Source organism: Corynebacterium auriscanis, from assembly GCF_030408435.1.
Lineage (GTDB): Bacteria > Actinomycetota > Actinomycetes > Mycobacteriales > Mycobacteriaceae > Corynebacterium > Corynebacterium auriscanis.
This window is the reverse complement of the sequence record NZ_CP047046.1, coordinates 265,802-285,584: the sequence shown is the minus strand read 5'-3', so window position 1 is coordinate 285,584 and position 19,783 is coordinate 265,802. Positions and strand designations below refer to the sequence as shown.

Genomic DNA, 19,783 nt, shown 5'->3' with positions numbered 1-19,783 from the left:
AACGCAGTGCTACTCGCGGGGTTGCGTTGTGCGCACCGCGACAATCGACTTTCATGCCCCGCCTTGAAAAGAGAACAGGATAAAACCGCATGCCTTACCAAACTGATTCCGAGCCACGCCGCGCTGTAAGCCCAGCTATCGCTTCTGTCGTTGCCGGCGTGATCCTCGGTGGTGCCCTCGCCTTCGGCGCAGGCGCTATGGCGGATAACACCGAGCTGCCCAACGAGTCCGAGCTGGCCGTGAACGAGGACAACGCATTCCTGGGCTCCGTCCAATACGGCGGCCGCGTTTCCGATCAATAAGTCACCGACCCCGTCCATCACACGGACCGGGAGGCGAACTCCCATAGTTTTTCGAGATAGGTGTGCAGACACTTTCTAAACGCGCGTGGATCCTAACCACCCTCGCGTGGTTCGCTTTCGCGTTCCTCCAAGCCCCGGGGCTGATCTCCGCGGATACCAAGCTGGACCTCACCAGCGATCCGTGGGGATTTCTAGCCCAAGCACTGTACCCGTGGACGGATGCGTTCCCTCTGGGTCAGCTACAAAACCAAGCCTATGGATACCTGTTCCCCCATGGGCTGTTTTTTGCGTTGCTCAGCTGGTTGCCGGGGTGGATCGTGCAGCGCTTGTGGTGGGGAATGCTGTTGGCCTTCGCCTTCGCCGGCACGGTCAAGCTGCTTGCGGCCGCCGGGGTGGGCTCGCGGTCATCGCGGGTCATCGCCGGTGTGCTGTTTGCACTGTCCCCGCGCCTGCTGACCACCCTAGGGGCCATTAGCTCCGAAGCCTGGACCGTGGCACTGGTGCCATGGATTCTACTGCCGATGGTGCGCGGGTTTGCGCAGGTGAGGGAGACTGCGCACGCATCCCAGTCGCGCCTGACCAAAACCCTACGTACCAAACTGGCCTGGGCTGCACTGTCCAGCGCCGTCGCGATCCTTTGCCTCGGTGCCGTCAACGCCGTCGCCACCGCCGCTGCCACGTTACCGGCTTTCCTGTGGTGGCTCGCGGTGATTGTGAGTGGGCGGACCGGGGTGGCGTCGGATATAAGACCACCCTCCACCACCGACCAGCGCAAACAACGGCACCTAACCCGGCGCGCCGCGGCCTACTTTGCCCTGTGGTGGGTGCCGGGCGGGTTGCTGGCCACGTTCTGGTGGATCGGGCCACTGCTAATCCTGGGGCGCTACTCGCCACCGTTCACGGACTATATCGAGTCCTCCTCCCTGACCACGCGCTGGCTCAATCCGCTGGAGGTGCTGCGCGGAACCACGTCCTGGACTCCGTTCCTCTCCACCGAACGCGCCGGTGGGCACGCCCTGGTGGTCGAACCCGTGTTCATCGTGGCCACCGTAGCTGTTGCCCTCCTTGGACTGTGGGGAATGCGCCACCTGCCGCTGCGGTGGTGGCTGGTCTTCGGCGCGGGATTCCTGGTGATGGTCGCAGCGGTGGATCAGTTCAGTCCACTGTCGCAGAGCTACCGCGCGTTCCTAGACGGCCCCGGCGCTGCCCTGCGTAACCTGCACAAATTCGATCCCCTGGTGCGCTTACCGTTGGTGGCCGGAGTTGCCGTGACCTTGCGCGGTATCCAATGGCCGGGGCTGGATCGTGAAAAGTGGACACTGTGGCTGCACCCCGAAAAACACACGAACGTCCCCCGCGCCATCGCCGTGGGATTATTGCTAGCCATCGTCACTGCCACCGGTTGGTCTGGGCGGATCGTTGCCGCCGATGCGTACCGCGGTGTGCCTTCTTATTGGGCCGACGCCTCCCAGTGGCTCAACACCCACACCCCCAGTGGGGCGCCTACCGGGCACTCAACCCCGGCGCGCACAATGATCCTGCCCGAGGCTCGGTTCGGTAGGCAGACGTGGGGAAATACTCGCGATGAGCCCGCCCAGCCCTGGCTGGACGTACCGTGGGTAGTCCGCGATTCCGTGCCGCTGGTGCAGCCCGAGGCCATCCGCGGTTTAGATGGCGTACAACGGGAGGTCCATTCGGGCAATGCGATTCCGTCCCTGGCGGCCACGCTGCGCAATCAGGGCGTGGGGTTTGTCCTCGTGCGCAGCGACCTGACCGCAGCGTCGGATACGCCAGGCCCCAAGGCCGTACTGAAAACGCTGCAGCGCTCGGGTGGTTTCCGCGAGGTCGCTGCGTTTGGTGACGATAAGCAGGTGCGCATCTTCCAGGTCGGCCAGTCCGGATTCGGTGGCGGTTTGCGCCTGGTGGAGACCGAAAACGTGGAGGTTGTGCACGCCGGTCCCGAAACCCTGCCCCGGTTGGATGCCGCCGATGCCGCCCTAGGCCGGCGCGGTGAGGCCCGCACCCGCGTGCTGGATGCGCAGATCCCGCAGAATCTGCGTGGCGGTGGCCAGGCGAATGTCTTTGGCCCAGCGCAAACCGTGACCGATACCCCGGCTGTGCGCGAGCACAACTACGGCAACGTAGTCAATGCTGATTCGGAGATCCGCGCGCCAAAAGATCCCACCTTCCTGTTGAACCCTATGAAGGATTACCCACTGCGCGCGGGCAGTGTGGGGCAGAGGGAATCGGGCTCCCCGGCAGCGGATACCGCAACTGCGCTGGAGCCGGTTCCGGCGGACAAGCTCACCCAGGTCCGCGAGGTCGGTGGGCGCGTGGTGGCCAGCTCCTCCGCCAGTGACCCCACATCTTTCGGCGGGGCTTCCACCATCAGCTCCCCCACGGCTGCAGTGGACAGCAATCCCCGCACTGCATGGCGCCCCGCTCCCGGAGTGGCTCCCGGGCAGTGGATCGAGTTCCGCTTGGATTCCACCGTCACGCGGCCGTCACTGACGATCCGCACGCAAGGCGCACCCACTCGCTTGCAGGTCACCACGTTATTGCATGGCAAGACCGTGGCCAGCACAACTACTTCCAGCAAGCGTGGCGAAGACAACAAGATCACTGTTCCTGCTGGTCACGCGGATACGATTCGCCTGACGATCATTTCAGCGTTCGGTGACTTCGGCTTGGCGGAGGCTACGGTCAGCGAGAAAGATAAGGACCTCACGCCCCGTCGCATCGTCACGGTACCTGCGCCGGCTGCTGCACCATCAGCGGGTTCCGCTGCTGGGGCCCCCGGCGCTGCCAACAACGCCGAGTCATCGTCATCGGCGTCTACTCCCGAGGTTTCCACTGTTGCCCCGCCCGCCCGCACTAACCGGTTCGTCTTCGGCCAGGAAATCCCGGAATCCACTCTCATCCGTGAATTCACCGTCCCCGGCGCCGCGGACACCCGCACACCCTACGTTCTGCACACCGACCGCTGCAGCTCACGGCAGCCCATCCGTGCGACCGTGGACGGCAAGGAATACCACTGCGGGGATGTGATTCGGCTCGCCGGCGGCACCCACGAGGTGCGCAGCATGGACCGGTGGGTGGCCCTGTCCATCGCCGAACCGCTGTACGCGGCCGCCATTGCCAATTCGCCGGCGGGGGTAGAGGTGGGCGTCGAAAAGAATGAAAGCCAACCCAGCGGCCCAGAGGCCAGCACCCCAACCCGAAGCAAGGCGGCGGCCCACACAGCCCCCGGCCGGGAAACGGCCGATATCGCCCCAGCCGATAAACCCCGCATCATCTATTCCCCCTCACAGGCCAACCCCGGGCGCCAAGCCACCATCGCAGGTCATCCCGGCCGGTTGCAGCCCATCACGGTCAACGGCTGGCAGCAAGGGTGGATCGTGCCCGCGGGTGTGGGCGGGCAGCTGACCGTGGAATTCGCCCCGACCTCGACATACCGCGCGTGGCTGGCAGTCGGCTTGGTCGCTGCCACGATCCTGGTTGCCATGTGGATTACTTTGGGTGCCTCCATATGGCGGCGCGGCTTGTTTGCGGTTGGCGGCTCTTTTCCTGATTCACCTTTTGTCTCGACGCCCCGCTCCGACCTCCCCCGCACCCCTTCGGATTCGCGGGTTTCTCGCCTGTGGCTGTCGGTGAACACCGTCATCTTCGGCGCGTCATCTGCCGTGGCGCTGGTTCTGGCCTCGCAGGGGCCATGGGGATCCGAAGTGTACGCCGGGGATCAGCTGGCGACAGGTGCAGCCTTGGGCTTAGCTGTGCTATCGGCGCTGCTGCGCCGCTTCCACCACGCGTTGATCCACCGACGCGCGGGTTCTTCCACCAGCGCATAGTTCAAGGCGGCCACGGGAACGGTCAGGCCGAAGGTGGTAACCAACACGAGTGCCGTGTGCCCGGAAAACAACCCGATGCCAAGCAATGGGAACACCAGCGACAGCATTGCCATGTGCCACAAGAAGATGGAATACGACCACCGCCCCAGCGCCTGCATCCACGGGCTTTCGAAAAACGCCGAGCGCGGCGCGAGGGCATAAGGGGTGATCAGCGACGCTGCAAAGACAAGACCATACAGCGTACGCCGAGCGAACTCCGCGGGCTCCGCATGTGTCAGCCCCTCCGGGCCATCGGATGCCGCCACCACCAGCATGGCGATAGCCAATAGCCAAAACACCGGGCGTAGACGGGAAATGATCCGCTCAGCACGCGGGCCACTGATGCCCTCGAGCTCAGCAGACAGCAACCCCACGCCGAACCATGCGGTGAACGCGGGAGGCATAATGTGCGGATTCAATTCGCCTGGACCTGGGGCTGCGACGAACGCGGGGATGAACGCCCAGCCGAAACTCAAGGTGCTCAACGCAACGATGATAGCCACGCGCAGCGCGCGATTACGACGACCGATCACGATAGCCAGCACCGGCATGACCAGGTAGAACGCCATCTCCACGCACAGGGACCACAGGTGGGTCAGACCACCGACCAACCCACCGTCCACGTAGATCTGAGCTAAGAAGAAATTAGCGATTACCGCCAGCGCATTGGGGTTTTCCGCGACGGGAAAAACCAACAGAACCGCGGCGACCGTGACCCAGTATGCGGGCATGATTCGGCCAACCCGTTTGACGTAATAACCGGCGAGGGTGCGGAGGTTGGCGGCGTCGTAGGAATGAGAAAAAGAACCGTGATGACCGCGCCACAGCAGGAAACCCGAAAGTGCAAAAAACACCGGCACAAAAAAATCCGTGCGGGCCATCATGCGATTAAAGAGGGAACCGTGATCGGCGCCGGTTTGGAAGGCCACGTGCGTGACGATGATTCCGCAGCAAGCCACCGCGCGGAGGCCTTCGAGCGCGGGGAGGAACCGAGGGCGGGGGCTGGTGGTCATAGCAATCAGCGATCAGCTTAACTCATGGGTTCAATATTGCTACCCTCTTATACAAATATTTCAGCGTTTTGCCAACAGAAACTATTCGATTTAGCTAAAGTGTGAGAATCTTCTCACGCTATGTGCCGAGGCAGGCCAATCGGTAGCGCCGAGGACTCAATGCTACGAAACAGTCAGGACACGAATCCATGAAGAAGGTACTTTCCTCCCTCTTGATTATCCTGGGCGCCGCCATGCTGATCTTCGCGATCGCACTGCCCACCTACGTTGTTCCCAAGGGCAAGGTATTGCCTAAGGACATCGTATCCACCACCGGTACGGATCCAATTAAGAGCAACCTGCTGGACGCAAACGCGTTGGCAGCGGGCAAGCCCGTCCAAGATAAGGCCAGCCGTCCCGAATGCCGCGGTAAGGACAAGCAGGTTAGCTGCTTCATCCTCAAGGACGTGGAACTTCAGTCCCAGCGCTTCACTCGCGCACAGGAGCCAACAGACGATAAGGTTGTGACCCTGGAAGCTGGTCAAACACTGTTTCGCACCGACCGCGAAGAGCCCAAGAATCTGGTGAACGCAACCGTTGACCGCGTGACTCTGGATCGTAAGACCCAGATGCCCGTTCCAGACCCGGTCTCCACCTTGGACGTGAACGCTCCCGCACTGAGCCCTAACGCCGAGGCCGCTATCGGCCCATTCACTCGCCCAGGTATTCAGTACCAGTTCCCTATGGGCACCGATCGTCGCTCCTACGACTACTTCGATGCCCAGGCACTGAAGGCACAGCCCATCGACTACGTGGGTGAGGAAGAGCAAGGTGGCGAAAAGGTTTATAAATTCCACCAAACCGTGGCACCGGTAGAGCTGCACTCCCGCTTGAAGGAGCAGCTGGAGGCCGATGGTGACCTGTCCAAGGCTGACGAGAGCACCCTCGCATCCCTGCGCTTGAAGTTCCCTGCCAAGATCTGGGGTATTGAGGAGCCAGCACAGGACAAGGCGGAGAACAAGGACGACAAGGATAAGAAGGACGAGAAGAGCTCCGAGGTGGAGCTGTCCCGTTACTACACCGTGAACCGCACCCTGTGGGTACAGCCCGATACCGGTGTGATCGTCAACGGTGAAGAAGAGATCTGGCAGTTCTACGCCAAGGATCAGGCCGAGGCCGACGAGATGGTTAAGCCAGAGAACCGTCAGGCTGAGATCGACAACCCTAAGCGCACCGCCCTGTACATCCCCGGCGCGTGGAACGAAACGTCCAAGGAACAGCAGATGGACAAGGCCAAGGAAGGCCTGAGCACCCTGAAGACCATGGGCACCACCGTTCCATGGATCCTCGGCCCACTGGGTCTGCTGCTTCTGCTGGCCGGCCTGATCATGGCACTGAAGCGCCGCCGCGCAGAGCGCCACGCTGGCGCTGACTACGACAGCGATCACGTTGCCCACGGCACTGCTCGCCGCGTCTAGGAACACCCGCCAACGTGCACTAAGGTTGGGCAGGTGAAAAGCTGCACCACTACGTTCGAACCACGCACACGGCACGATGGCTTGCCCCATCAGAATCCGTGGATTATTCCCGCGTGGTCGGTGCTACTTTCAATACTCACCCTGTGGCCCTTCTGGGCCGCGCTCACCACCGTGGACATGACGAACAAGGCCTTCGCCTTGCGCGACATGTTCCTCCCGGCGCAGATCACCGTCAACAACATCACAATGGGTGCCACAGAAGGGGCACCCCGCGCCGTTCCGCAAGATGCGATTCTTGCGATTCTCTCGCCGGCAATTCCGGCTTACACAATGGCCGCCCTGGTCATGGTCTTCAGCGGATCCCTTGGATCATTCGCCGCCGCCAAAATGGTGCAGACCATGGCGGGCGGCCGTTTGATTGCCCAATTCGCCGCCAGTTTGCTTGTTGTATGGAACCCATTCGTCGTAGAACGGCTACTGCAAGGGCACTGGTCGCTGGTCAGCGCGGCCATGCTTCTGCCTGCCGTGGCCTACTTCGCAGCCTCGCGGTTGTGGGGCATGCTGCTGATCGTCATGACGGTATGCGCTTTAACCCCCACCGGTGTGATCCTCGCGGCAATCATCGCCCTTATTTTCCTCACACAGTGGGTGCAGCGCTTGTGGATCTTCCTTGTCAGCCTTCTGCTAAGCGCACCCTGGTTGATCGCGGCGTTAGTCAATTCCAATGCGACGGGTGGAACGCTAGCGGATCCGGCGTCCGCCGCAGTTTTTGCCCCACGTGCAGAACACCACACAGGCACGTTCGGCGCGTTGTTGAGCTTGGGCGGAATCTGGAACGTCGAGGCCTCCGCACCTTCCCGCCACACGCTGTCGGAGCTTGTGGGAATTGCCCTCACCGCGATCCTGATTCTGGGCATCCGTGAATTGTGGCGGGTCTACAGGGGGCTGACGATCCTCACGATCGCCGGTTTTATTGTGCCCGCGCTGCTGTCCACAGATCCGGGTCTCGCCCTGATGGGGTGGCTCATTAGCACGGTTCCGGGGGCGGGGTTGCTGCGCGATTCCCAGAAGTTCGTGGCCCTGGCCTTCCCCGGCATGGTACTGCTCACCGGTGTGGTGATCGAGCGCATGGATTACCGGCGCGATCGTTCGAAGTCTTTCTTCCCGGTAACCGAGGTCCGGAATAAGCCGGTTTCGACCCGCTGGCTGCAACGCGGAGTGGGTGTGCTGCTGTGCGCACTCATCATCGGGAACGTGCCGGGATTGCCGAAAGACATCGAACCCGTAGCACCGCGGCCCCTGTCCCCAGTATGGGAGCAGATTTCCAACTCGGTTTCCGCCGCCCCGCGCGGCAAGGTGCTGCTGCTACCGCCGGGCAATTACCGCATGTTGGGTGATTACCCTGTCATCGATCCGGCACTGAAGTTACTGCCCGGCACCCCATTGGATCCGGGATACCTGGTGGTCGACGGCCGCATTGTCGATGGTAATAGGACCTCCATGGAGTTGTTGCTGGCCATCATGCAGGGCCACGACACGCTAAAGGCCAACGGAGTTGGCTGGGTTTTGATCGACTGGGGTTCCGTTTCCGAGCAACTCAACATGTCGCGCGCCATCAAGGCACTCCAAGACGGCGGTTACCAGCGGGCTTTGGATATCGATAAGTACTCGCTGTACCGCATTCCTAACCCCAACTTGGATAACGAGCAAATTACCGATGTTCCCGTCCGCCTGGGTATCGGCCTGTTCTGGCTGGTGGCAACGATCGGATTCTGGCTGGCGATCTGGGCACTGTACGCTGCGTGGGTGCGTTACCCAGAGTGGTGGCGCTGGAAGTACTTATCCGGTCGAACGCCGGTGCCTATTCACGACGATCCTAAGGAAGTGGGGGTTCGCTGACTCTCCCCACGACTTCCTCCAACAGCTGAGCCCATGCCGCCCCCGTGGCATCCCAGCTAAATTCCCGTGCCCGTCGCTGGGCATTCACTCCCAGTTCACGGCGCCATTCTGGGTGATCCAACAGCTGCTCCACCGCGTTGATGAACCCCCCGGCAGACCCTGCCAGCAGCCCTGTCTGCCCATCGATAACGGAATCGCGCAGCCCAGCCGATGTTTCGTACCCTACCGTGGGCACTGCGTGCTGGCCCGCTTCCACCACGGCCAAACCCCATCCTTCCTTCCTGCTGGGCATCACGTGAATATCGGCGCGCTGCAAGATCCGGTGCTTTAGCTCCTCAGAAACATGCCCGTGGAAAACCACGTAGGGCTCCACACCCAGCTCCGCCGCATGCTCCTGTAGTTTCTCCAACCACCAACCGTCGCCAATGATGTCTAGGCGCACGTTGGGGTGCGTCCGGCGCAGCGCTGCCACCGCATCCAAAGCGTGTTCCAGCTGCTTGTGCGGAACCAGCCGAGACAGCGTCACCAACCGAACCGTTTGTTTGCTCTTGCCCACCTTCTCGCGGTCGAGGCCGTGCGGTACTGGGTCTACACCGTTGCGGATAATTGTCACTTTCTTTTTATCGACGCCCAGCTCCTCCAGCTCCTCCGCCGATGGTTGGGAGACGGTGACCCATCGATTCCGGCGATGCAACCAGGGCGAGATTCGGGATTCAATCAGCCACCCAATTCGTGACAACACCGGTCCTGCGACGTTCCACTGCTCCCGGTGACAGTGGTGGGTCAGCACTACGGTGGGTGCGCCAGAAACCAGCGACCCAAAAAACGGAACACCATTTTGAGTATCCACAACCACATCCGGTGTGCCGAACCGCTTGAGTGGCCCAACATTTAAGCCCAGCCGCCCCGCCAGCAGCGCCAACCACGCACGTGGATACACGGTGATATTGCCCCCTCCTCGGGAAAACTGCACAGGTGCATGACCGAGCTTTTGCACAACCTCAAAGCGCTTTGCCCCTGGGTACATAGCAGTGCGGAACATCACCTCATGGCCCTGATCGGCCAAGTATTGCGCCACGGATTCCAAATACCGCTCACTTCCCCCACCTTCGGGATGATTGGTATCGCGCCAGCACAACAGGACAATTTTCATAACAATAAATAGTTTAGCGGTCTCGTCGCGTGGACTTGCCAGAATGCACGCAGCAGCTCGAAAAATGTGTAAGAGTATCTTTCATTATGCTTTCCCGTTTCCTCCGCGGTTCACGACGTGCTCGCCGCACCTCGCGCACCACCACGTCTAGCAGCACCACCCCGCGCGGATGGCGCACCCTCGCCCTCACCCGCCGCACCTCGCGCACCACCCCACTCAGCACTACCACCCCGTCTGGCAGTAGCACCCCGTCTAGCAGCGCCACCCCACGCGGATGGCGCACCCTTGCCCTCACCCGCCGCACCTCGCGCACCACCCCACTCAGCACTACCACCCCGTCTAACAGTGCCACCCCACGCGGATGGCGCACCCTCGCCCTCACCCGCCGCACCCACCAGACCCTGCAGTTCTGGCGCCCCCGTGCTAGTTTCCGCCGAGCGTGGGGCCTGCTCACCGATTTCAAATACGAGCAAACCCGTCCGGACATTTTCTACGGACACCTAGCCGCGGATACCGTGAGCTTGATTGAAGCGGTGTGGCGGGGCGCGACGGCGTCAGATAAAGAAGCAGACACCCGTAGCGGCAACCCAACCGACAGTCCAGTTGATGGCCATACCGACAACCCACCCCAGGACCGCAGCCTAGCCGGAACCCGGGTGTTGGATGTCGGCGGCGGTCCAGGCTACTTCGGGGTGGCTTTTTCCAAGGCTGACGCCACGTACTACACGTGCGAGCCCGATGTTGGGGAAATGGCCGCAGCGGGTATCAAACTGCAGAGCTCAGTGCGCGGATCGGGCCTTGACCTGCCTTTTTTGGATAATTCTTTTGACATTACCTACAGCTCCAACGTGGCCGAGCACGTGCCTGACCCGTGGCGAATGGCCGATGAGATGCTGCGGGTGACCAAGCCCGGCGGTGTCGTTATCTATAGCTACACCGTATGGCTGGGCCCGTTCGGTGGGCACGAAACTGGTTTGTGGCAGCACTACGTAGGCGGGGAATTTGCCGCGCGGCGATACCGACGGAAACACGGCAAAGAACCGAAGAATAGGTGGGGCGAAAGCCTGTTTAACGTGTCCGCAGCTGCCGGGTTGCGCTACGGCTGGGGTGCGGAGAATCCGCGTGAAGCTGGTCGCGGTGCCGAACTTCTCCCCGCGGACGCAAATGGTTCCCACACCGGCGCAAGCGCTACCGGGACTGCACCCGCGGCAGACCATAGTGCAAGTGAGACCATTCCGCGTGCCATGGGTGCGGACGCGCTTGATGCAGGCGCATACCCGAGTTCTACTGGGGCCACACCCGCGGCAGAGTTTATCGCCGCGTTTCCTCGTTATCACCCCTGGTGGGCGTGGTGGATGGTGCACATTCCAGGCTTTCGCGAATTCGCGGTATCCAACTTGGTCATCGTCTTACGCAAGCAGGGGGACCTCGGCGGGGGCGGAACAGACATGTAAATACAACTAAGTGTGGACAAAGCGGGTAATGTGGCCTAGGACACACGGCCCAGTTTGAGTCGGGTGGCGTCACCGGAACTTACCGCCAGAACGGCAGCATTCCGGAAAAGCGCCGGATTCCTGCACAACGACTGGGCCAAACCCCGACCGAAGTTAGGAACCAGGACTGTCATGACCAGTACCACTGGCGCCCCAGAGGCCTTTATCTACGACGCTGTCCGCACCCCACGCGGCAAGGGCAAGCCCGGCGGAGCACTGCACACCATCAAGCCCACCACGCTGCTGAGCAGCCTCATTGAGGCAATCATGGAGCGCAACCCAGGCATCAACCCAGATCACATCGGCGACATCATCGCTGGATGCGTGACCCCAGTTGGCGACCAAGGCATGGACATTGCCCGTACCGCCGCACTAAACGCAGGCCTGCCATACACGGCCACCGGCGTGCAGATCAACCGTTACTGCGCATCCGGCCTGACCGCTGTGAACCTCGCCGCCCAAAAGATCCGTTCCGGCTGGGACGACCTAGTCTTCGCCGGCGGCGTAGAATCCATGTCCCGCGTACCCATGGGCTCCGATGGCGGCGCGCTGGCGCTGGATCCAGAGTCCAACTTCTACAATGACTTCATCCCGCAGGGAATCTCCGCGGACATCATCGCTTCCCTCGACGGCCTGACCCGGGAGGACGTCGACGCTTTCGCGGCCCGTTCCCACGAACGCGCCGCCAAGGCATGGGAGGAAGGCCGCTTCGATCGCACGGTAATCCCCGTGAAAGACCAAAACGGTATCACCATCCTGGAACGCGACGAGACGATTCGCCCTGGCACCACCGTTGAAAGCCTATCCGGCCTACGCCCAGCCTTCGCCACCATTGGCGACCAGGGTGGTTTCGACGCCGTGGCCCAGACCAAGTACCCACAGCTGGAAAAGATCAACCACCTGCACCACGCTGGTAACTCCTCCGGCATCGTCGACGGCGCCGCCCTACTGGCAATCGGCTCCGAAAAGGCTGGAAAGGACTACGGCCTGGAGCCACGCGCCCGCGTTGTCTCCGTTGCCACCTCCGGTGTCGAGCCCACCATCATGCTGACCGCCCCGGCACCAGCATCCCGTGCAGCCCTCGCCAAAGCCGGCCTCAAGGCAGAGGACATCGACATCTGGGAGATCAACGAAGCATTCTCCTCCGTGGTCCTGCGCGCACAACGCGAGCTGCACATCCCAGACGAGAAACTCAACGTTTCCGGTGGCGCCATCGCAATGGGCCACCCACTGGGCGCAACCGGTGCAATCATCACCGGCACCGCTGTGGACGAGCTGCACCGTACCGGTGGCCGCTACGCTCTGATCACCTTGTGTGTTGCCGCCGGCATGGGTGTCGCAACCATCATCGAGCGCGTCTAAACGGCACGTCTTCCACCAACCCAAATCCGAAGAAAACAAGCCCCCAATCCGAGGCCACGAACAACGCAAAACAAGGCGGCGTCGGAATAAAAAGAGCTTTTAGGAGACACAAATGAGCGACAACATGTTCAAGTGGGAGACGGACGCAGACGGCATCCTCACCCTGACGATGGATGACCCCAACGCGCCGGTCAACACCATGAACCAAACCTTCCAAAACGACCTCGTGGACACCGTGGCAAAGGTCAAGGAAGCCGTAGAGGCCGGTGAGGTCAAGGGCATCGTCCTAGCTTCCGCAAAGAAGACCTTCTTCGCTGGCGGCGACATCAAATCCATGATCAAGGCCACCCCGGCAGACGCCCCTGCGCTGACCGAGCAGATCGACACCATGAAGGCCAACCTGCGCACCCTCGAGACCCTGGGTGTTCCAGTCGTAGCCGCCATCAACGGCGCCGCATTGGGTGGTGGCCTAGAGATCGCGCTAGCCGCTCACCACCGCATCGCCTCCGACGCCAAGGGACTGAAAGTTGGGCTGCCTGAAGTCACCCTCGGCCTGCTGCCAGGTGGCGGCGGTGTGACCCGCGTGGTCCGCATGCTGGGCCTGCAAGATGCACTGATGAAGGTCCTCACCACCGGTCGTCAGTTCAATGCCGAGGACGCGAAGAAAACCGGCTTGATCGACAACATCGTGCCAGCCGACCAGCTGCTCGACGCTGCGAAGAAGTGGGCAAAAGAAAACCCCGAGGCCAAGCAGCCATGGGATACCGAAGGTTACAAGGTTCCAGGTGGCACCCCCACCAACCCGAAACTGGCAGCATTCCTGCCATCCTTCCCAGCTAACGTCACCAAACAGATCAAGGGCGCCCCAATGCCTGCACCGAAGGCAATCCTCAAGGCCGCCGTTGAAGGTCTGCAACTGAAGAACATCGAAGAGGCCACCCGCGTAGAAACCCGCTACTTCGTAGAACTGGTCACCGGCCCTACCTCCAAGAACATGATGCAGGCTTTCTTCTTCGACCTGCAGTACTGCAACGGTGGCGGGCAGCGCCCCGAAGGCATCGAACCACGCCAATTCCAGAAGCTGGGTATGGTCGGTGCCGGAATGATGGGCGCAGCTATCGCATACGTAGCTGCCAAGTCCGGCATGGAAGTCGTGCTGAAGGACATCAAGATGGAGGCCGCGGAAAAGGGCAAGTCCTACTCCGAGGCGCTGGAAGCCAAGGCGCTGAAGCGTGGCAAGACCACCGAAGAGAAGTCCAAGGCGTTGCTGGACCGCATTACACCATCCGTAGACTACTCCGACCTGTCCGACTGTGACATCGTCATCGAAGCCGTTTTCGAGAACACCGAGCTCAAGCACAAGGTGTGGGCCGAGATTGAGGCCGCTGTGCCAGACAATTGCGTGCTGGGTTCCAACACCTCCACGCTGCCGATCACGGAGCTGGCAACCGGTGTGAAACGTCCAAAGGACTTCATCGGCATCCACTTCTTCTCCCCTGTGGACAAGATGCCGCTGGTTGAGATCATCAAGGGCGAGGAAACTTCCGATGAGACCTTGGCCGCGGCCCTGGACTTCACCGGTCAGATCCGCAAGACCCCGATCGTGGTCAACGACTCCCGCGGCTTCTACACCTCCCGCGTTATCGGTTTCTTCCTGAACGAGGCGATGCGCATGCTCGCCGAAGGTGTGGACCCAGCCGTCATCGAAGCTGCCGGTCGCCAAGCTGGTTACCCAGCGCCACCACTGCAACTGCAAGATGAGCTGAACCTGAAGCTGGCGCGCAAGATTGGTTCCGAGACGCGCGCTGCTCAGGAAGCTGCTGGACTGAAGGTCGACGATGGCGGTGTGACCGAGATTGTCGACAAGATGCTGGACGTGTACGACCGCCCGGGCAAACTCGAAGGCAAGGGCTTCTACGAGTACAACGAAGAAGGTCGTCGCGCTGGACTGTGGCGCGGACTGTGGGACGAACTGGGCGCTGGCAAGGTCAAGGTTGCCGATGCAGAGTCCACCCTTTCCGGCCACGGCCTGGACGGCGCTACCGAAGGCGCTGCACGCAAGGCTGAGGGCTACGGCCAGCTGGAAGGCACCGAGAAGGCTGCCGGTTCCGACGTTGCTGCAGACGCGCCTGCGTTCATCGACCTCGTGGAGCGCATGCTGTTCGCCGAGGCCATCGAGACCCAGAAGTGCCTGGATGAGGGCGTTCTGACCAGCGATGCCGATGCGAACATCGGATCCATCCTGGGTATCGGTTTCCCTGCCTGGACGGGTGGTACCCGCCAGTACATCAAGAACTACGCGCGCCCTGCCGGCGCCGTTCTGCCCGCAGGCAAGAAGGCCGAGACCGACGGTGGCGATTACCCAACCGCGGGTGTGGCTGGATTCGTTGCCCGTGCCGAGGAGCTGGCCGCGAAGTACGGCGAGCGGTTCGAGGTTCCAGAGTCCCTGCGGAAGTAATCTCCGCGGGGCGGGGGCTGCCGCGACGGGCGTGAACTTGCCGGGATGGGGTGGGGTGCTGGGCGCTCTGCTGACACGGGGCACTACCCATAGCCCCCGGCGGATCACAGCCCACCCGGCGGATCGCAGCCCACCCCCACCTTCATTCACACAATGTGCAGCAGAACTCCGACAGAATAACGCGGAAGGGTCAGGCGGTGAATGCAACATCTTCGGATGGATCGAGGTTAAAGAATACTTCCCTCGGGGTCAGCCCATCTAGCACCACCCGTGGAGTGTCGTTGATCAGGTCTTCATATTCCTGGAGTTGCTCATGGGTCACCGTGGCAAGATCGGTGCCTTTCGGAATGAATCGGCGTAGCTCGGCATTAATATTCTCGTTACTCGGCCGCTGCCATGGGGAGTGCGGATCGCAGAAGTAGAGCTTCAACCCCTCAAAATGTTCGGCCAGCTGACCACTGGCAGCCATTTCCGCGCCCTGATCCCAGGTCAGGGTCTGGACGCGACGGTCTGGGGCGATAGCCATCTGGTTGATCTGCCCGAGCATGTCTTTCAACGCGGTGACCACGGTCTGGGACGTGTGATCGGTGGTTAACAACCTGGCCATGAACAACCGGCTATGCCGTTCTATCAAGGTGATGATCGCGTGCTTTCCACCCTGAGCGCCTCACACGAGGTCACCTTCCCAATGCCCTGGCACCGCCCGGTCAGCAGCGTGTGGTGGGCGGGTGGAGTATTGTCGCGCCATGAACCCATGGTTTCGCCCCGCGCCCGCGAGTCGGTAGCTTCGAGCGGGGTCGTCGTCCTGTGCGACCTGATCGAAAGGGCGTAGTCGACGGTTAACTCATGGCGTAGCCCACCAGCTGCTTGGACGTAGAGGGCTTGGTACATCGTTTCGTGTGACAAGGTCAACTCCTGATGAATGCCGGATAAACGTTTCAGCCTAGCTACGATACGTTTCGGTGAGACCTGCCGGTTCAAGCAGTCGAATGACGATACGTCGTAACGTGGTATGAGCATCAAGTTTTCGCGGTTTCGGGCGTTTGGCTGCATCGATGCTGCGTTGCTGGGCTATCAGTGGGTGATACACCCCGTCGATACTGTTGCGGGTGACCTCGCGGCTGATCACGCTGGGATGCCTGCCGAGTTGTCGGGCGGTGCGGCGGATGGAATAACTCTGATCTAGGCAAAACTTGATGTACACCCGGTCGAACGCGGTTAAGCGCATACCCCGGCCGACTTTGACCGTCGCTGGCTGATAATTCACCACCACGGGGTCTACTGACAACACAATGGGTTGATCACGGTTACTTGTCGACGATACCGACGGGCGGGACACAGGCATGACAGAATTATGTACCCACCGGTACACGGTAACTGGGTGGACACCAGTTCTGGCGGCAATATCGTGATCACTTCGCCCAGCACATGCTAAGAACATGACCATCATCTGGGTGGTTGTCTTGTGGGTGGCAAGACCACCACCACGTCCCCGCGCAAGGCGCGCACCTTGGCTTGTGATGTAGTCCCGCAACGCACGGTCGGTACAGCCGGTGGCTTGGGCTGCGTGCAGTGCGCTGTAGCGGTGGTTCGCGATCAGGTCGAAAGCAGCAACAACAGCAGGATCGGGAGTGTAGGACATCATCAACACCTCATGAACAAATCAGGGTGTTGCATTCACCACTAGACCCCACCACGCGTTCTTGTTGGAGTTCTGCTGCACATTCGTCTTTTGGGGCGTGAAAAACGGCAGGGAGTGCTGTTCAGACAGATTGCAACCAAAGCGGGAGACAACCCTACGAGGCAAGCACCGCAGAATCCAGCAGGGCAACCGCCGAAAGAAACAACGAGACAACCCTACGAGGCAAGCACCGCAGAATCCAGCAGGGCAACCGCCGAAAGAAACAACGAGACAACCCTACGAGGCAAGCACCGCAGAATCCAGCAGGGCAACCGCCGAAAGAAATAACGAGACAACCCCACGAGGCAAGCACCGCGAAATTCATGACACTATCCCGACTATCCCGCATAATGTAAAGAAGGGGAAAACAACTAGACACCGACAGCGGCGCAAACACCACGGAATCCAACAGGCGCAAGCACCGCACAACAAGGGGGACAACCGTGGAGCGAAACAAGGGACTCGGACAGGTCATTCTACAGCGGGAATCGCATCTCCCCTGGCCAGACACTCGCTCGGCGATTCTTCAAGAACACCACCCACTCAACCGATATCACCCCGAGGTAGAGCGGGGGATCGCGGCTCATGGCGTCGAGAAAGAGAGGCAACGACTCACCGTGCGGGGATTCAACGGGCGGTTTTCGCGGGTCTCACGGACGGCGTATCTTCCCGCAGCGAGTGAGCGCCCCGCGCAAGAGCTGAGGTTCGGTGGGCGACACAACCACATGGGGTTTACATACCGGCACCACATGATCTCGCGGATTCGTGCCCGAGCGTTGGAGAATCCGCAGGTCACATTCACAGGATGGGCGGCGCTGCGGATCCTTGGGCTACCGTACTGGGTCAACGATATGCCGGTGCAGATCCTCGCTGCAGCTGGCGGAAGGAAGCCTCGGACCCTCTACCAACCCCACATCGTGGTCAGTAGATGCGGCTGGAAATGCGCAGTGCGCGCGGATTGGCGCGCTGAATTCCACGATCTACCAGCGGAAACGCAGTGTGCTACAGGAGGAATCGCGGTATCGCAGGCGCTACGCGACGTACTGACGCAGAACGCCAAGTGGTGGCTGCCCGATTTACGCTGGCTCGAGGGCAAGCTGGGTTTGAGTTCAGTAGAGATCCGCGCGGTGCAGCTCTTAGACGCGGTGCGACGGTTTCTGCCGCATGATGCCCTCGACGCGTCTGATGTTTTTGCGGCCGGGCAGGTGAACCGAAAGCGGGTGGTCAAGCTGGTTGAACTATCCACACCACTGGCAGATTCACCGATTGAATCATTGCTACGGCTACTGCTGCGGTCGGTACTGCCGGACCTGAGACCGCAGGTCGTGATGATGGACTCGAGCTACCCGGATCTCCCGGTCGCGACGGCAGATTTGTGGAGCCCTTCGGCGCGGATCGCGGTGTTCTATGACGGCGACCACCACGATGATCCCCAGCAGCGACATATTGACGCCCGCGTTGACCGCGACCTGCGGAGTCAGGGGATTCATGTGCTGCGTTTCACGAAGTGGGATCTGCGCGATCCGGTGAGTATCGTCGATAGCGTTGCCCGAGCAGCTAGGTTGGGGAATGCAGCTCAGGGATAGGGTCGCCGCGCGAGGGTGTCAGATGGTTTGTGTGGGGGGTTCCACCACATAGTCTGAAGGATGAACCATTATGACAACTATGTCTCCGAAGAAACATCAGAACGCTGATCAGGTTAAGGCTGTTTCCAACAGGATCATGGCGAGCCCGGAATTATCGAAACTGATAGGTGAGCTAGCCCAGGCTGCCGATGGCGACATCAACGCGCTTGTCCGCGGGGTGCTGCAGTCATCGATCAACAGCGGCCTGGCCGCTGAAATGGAGGCGCACCTGGGTTATGAATCCGGTGACCGTACGGCAAAGGCCGCTGCGGGGCAGACAAACCATCGCAATGGTAGTTATTCAAAAACAGTCGATACGAACTACGGGCCGATCGAGATTGACATTCCCCGTGATCGTGATGGTTCGTTTATCCCGCGAATGGTTCCCAAAGGCGCCCGTCGGATTACAGAGCTGGATGACATGATCGTGTCCTTGTATGCCGGCGGCATGACGATTAGGGATATCCAGCACCATATTCACACCTCCTATGGGGTGGATATGTCCCATGAGACGATCAGCAACGTCACCGATTCGGTGCTGGATGCCGTCATGCAGTGGCAGCACCGCAAGCTGGATGCGTTTTATCCCATCATGTTTTTGGATGCCATCCGCATCAACGTCCGCGACGGTGGCAGAGTCGTCAACAAAGCGGCCCACATTGCTGTAGGCATTGACCTCGACGGAATCAAACACATCCTCGGCATCTGGGTTGCCGCCAATGAGGGTGCATCGTTTTGGTCAGGGGTATGCGCAGAACTAGCCAACCGCGGAATCGAAGACGTCTTCATCGTTGCCTGTGACGGACTTAAAGGTCTGCCGGAAGCCATTGAAGCAACCTGGCCGCATTCACTCGTGCAGACCTGTGTGGTGCATCTGATCCGTAACGCCAACAAATACGTCGCTTACGGTGACCGCAAAGCCGTCTCCGCCGCGCTAAAAGAGGTCTACACGGCAGTCAATGAGACCGAAGCACGCAGCGCGCTTAACCGGTTTGCTGACAGTGAACTCGGTAAGAAATACCCACAATCTGTCTTGGTATGGGAACGCGCCTGGGAGAGGTTTGTACCGTTTCTGCAGTTCACCCCGCAGGTGCGGAAAATGGTCTACACGACCAACGCGATCGAATCACTCAATAGTGAACTGCGTAAAGCCACCCGCAATCGCATCCAGTTCCCCAACGATATCGCTGCAGTAAAAGCACTGTGGTTGACGATCTGCACGATCGAAGACAAGCGAGCACTCAAGCGTGCAAAGAAAGCGAAAGGGGCACCGAAACCAGATAAATCAGGACGCATAATCGAAGGGAGAACAACCGTCGGCTGGATGGAAGCACTCAACCAAATGATCGTCGCCTACCCCGACCGATTCGCCCCATACATCTAGAAAACAAACCTCCACACACAAAAAACTTGACACGCCCCGCCGCGCAGCTCAGGGATAGGGGCGCAGCCC

The 19,783-nt window shown here is 60.7% G+C and carries 12 protein-coding genes and 1 pseudogene; 9 read left to right on the top strand and 4 right to left on the bottom strand.

Features of this window, described 5'->3' with window-relative positions:
- The first annotated feature begins 89 nt into the window (after positions 1-89).
- Both CAURIC_RS01155 and CAURIC_RS01150 read left to right on the top strand, forming a co-directional pair.
- Positions 90-302 carry a DUF2613 domain-containing protein gene (locus tag CAURIC_RS01155; protein ID WP_035114259.1) on the top strand — a complete coding sequence of 71 codons (213 nt, stop codon included), beginning with the start codon at positions 90-92 and terminating at the stop codon, positions 300-302.
- A gap of 62 nt (positions 303-364) precedes the next feature.
- On the top strand, positions 365-4,150 hold the full coding sequence (locus CAURIC_RS01150) for a DUF3367 domain-containing protein (protein WP_035114257.1): 3,786 nt from the start codon (positions 365-367) through the stop codon (positions 4,148-4,150).
- Here CAURIC_RS01150 and CAURIC_RS01145 read toward each other — a convergent pair.
- A complete protein-coding gene (locus CAURIC_RS01145; protein WP_035114255.1) occupies positions 4,042-5,202 on the bottom strand; it encodes an acyltransferase family protein in 1,161 nt (386 codons plus the stop codon). The two genes, CAURIC_RS01150 and CAURIC_RS01145, sit on opposite strands and share 109 nt — an antisense overlap.
- 188 nt (positions 5,203-5,390) lie before the next feature.
- On the opposite strand from CAURIC_RS01145, the gene porA reads away from it, so the two are divergent.
- Together porA and CAURIC_RS01135 are read left to right on the top strand one after the other, a co-directional pair.
- The gene (gene porA, locus CAURIC_RS01140; protein ID WP_052095007.1) at positions 5,391-6,659 is read left to right on the top strand and encodes a porin PorA; all 1,269 of its coding nucleotides are present in this window, start codon (positions 5,391-5,393) and stop codon (positions 6,657-6,659) included.
- A gap of 33 nt (positions 6,660-6,692) precedes the next feature.
- Entirely contained in the window at positions 6,693-8,558 is a 1,866-nt protein-coding gene (locus CAURIC_RS01135; RefSeq protein ID WP_052095006.1) for an MmpA family trehalose lipid delivery protein, read from the top strand.
- On the opposite strand, the gene CAURIC_RS01130 is transcribed toward CAURIC_RS01135, so the two are convergent.
- Positions 8,536-9,711: a glycosyltransferase family 4 protein gene (locus CAURIC_RS01130; protein ID WP_290183028.1), complete on the bottom strand. Its 1,176-nt coding sequence runs from the start codon at positions 9,709-9,711 to the stop codon at positions 8,536-8,538. The two genes, CAURIC_RS01135 and CAURIC_RS01130, sit on opposite strands and share 23 nt — an antisense overlap.
- Positions 9,712-10,112: 401 nt before the next feature.
- On the opposite strand from CAURIC_RS01130, the gene CAURIC_RS01125 reads away from it, so the two are divergent.
- The 3 genes from CAURIC_RS01125 to CAURIC_RS01115 all read left to right on the top strand — a co-directional run bounded on the left by CAURIC_RS01125 (position 10,113) and on the right by CAURIC_RS01115 (position 15,024).
- A complete protein-coding gene (locus CAURIC_RS01125; protein WP_425474816.1) occupies positions 10,113-11,165 on the top strand; it encodes a class I SAM-dependent methyltransferase in 1,053 nt (350 codons plus the stop codon).
- Between the two features lie 171 nt (positions 11,166-11,336).
- Complete coding sequence (locus CAURIC_RS01120) at positions 11,337-12,566, top strand: acetyl-CoA C-acetyltransferase (protein WP_035114253.1); 1,230 nt, start codon at positions 11,337-11,339, stop codon at positions 12,564-12,566.
- 112 nt (positions 12,567-12,678) lie between these two features.
- Complete coding sequence (locus CAURIC_RS01115; protein WP_035114251.1) at positions 12,679-15,024, top strand: 3-hydroxyacyl-CoA dehydrogenase NAD-binding domain-containing protein; 2,346 nt, start codon at positions 12,679-12,681, stop codon at positions 15,022-15,024.
- A gap of 190 nt (positions 15,025-15,214) precedes the next feature.
- Here the strand turns inward: CAURIC_RS01115 and CAURIC_RS01110 are convergent.
- Both CAURIC_RS01110 and CAURIC_RS01105 read right to left on the bottom strand, forming a co-directional pair.
- Positions 15,215-15,673 (bottom strand): annotated as a pseudogene (locus tag CAURIC_RS01110) (IS30 family transposase); the annotation flags it as partial.
- Between the two features lie 294 nt (positions 15,674-15,967).
- Positions 15,968-16,669 (bottom strand): helix-turn-helix domain-containing protein, encoded by a 702-nt coding sequence (locus CAURIC_RS01105; protein ID WP_201448030.1) that lies wholly within the window; start codon positions 16,667-16,669, stop codon positions 15,968-15,970.
- Between the two features lie 785 nt (positions 16,670-17,454).
- On the opposite strand from CAURIC_RS01105, the gene CAURIC_RS01100 reads away from it, so the two are divergent.
- Positions 17,455-18,291, top strand: coding sequence for an endonuclease domain-containing protein (locus CAURIC_RS01100; protein WP_172644058.1), 837 nt, complete (start codon positions 17,455-17,457; stop codon positions 18,289-18,291).
- Positions 18,292-18,361: 70 nt separating this feature from the next.
- Positions 18,362-19,714, top strand: coding sequence for an IS256 family transposase (locus CAURIC_RS01095; RefSeq protein ID WP_035114042.1), 1,353 nt, complete (start codon positions 18,362-18,364; stop codon positions 19,712-19,714).
- Positions 19,715-19,783: the final 69 nt, after the last annotated feature.

Excerpts from the sequence above, each read along its gene's own strand:
- CAURIC_RS01095 (WP_035114042.1), top strand. The coding sequence starts at position 18,362 with ATGACAACTATGTCTCCGAAGAAACATCAGAACGCTGATCAGGTTAAG.
- CAURIC_RS01155 (WP_035114259.1), top strand. The coding sequence starts at position 90 with ATGCCTTACCAAACTGATTCCGAGCCACGCCGCGCTGTAAGCCCAGCT.
- CAURIC_RS01115 (WP_035114251.1), top strand. The coding sequence starts at position 12,679 with ATGAGCGACAACATGTTCAAGTGGGAGACGGACGCAGACGGCATCCTC.
- CAURIC_RS01100 (WP_172644058.1), top strand. The coding sequence starts at position 17,455 with ATGATCTCGCGGATTCGTGCCCGAGCGTTGGAGAATCCGCAGGTCACA.
- CAURIC_RS01120 (WP_035114253.1), top strand. The coding sequence starts at position 11,337 with ATGACCAGTACCACTGGCGCCCCAGAGGCCTTTATCTACGACGCTGTC.
- CAURIC_RS01130 (WP_290183028.1), bottom strand. The coding sequence starts at position 9,711 with ATGAAAATTGTCCTGTTGTGCTGGCGCGATACCAATCATCCCGAAGGT.
- CAURIC_RS01145 (WP_035114255.1), bottom strand. The coding sequence starts at position 5,202 with ATGACCACCAGCCCCCGCCCTCGGTTCCTCCCCGCGCTCGAAGGCCTC.
- porA (WP_052095007.1), top strand. The coding sequence starts at position 5,391 with ATGAAGAAGGTACTTTCCTCCCTCTTGATTATCCTGGGCGCCGCCATG.
- CAURIC_RS01105 (WP_201448030.1), bottom strand. The coding sequence starts at position 16,669 with ATGATGTCCTACACTCCCGATCCTGCTGTTGTTGCTGCTTTCGACCTG.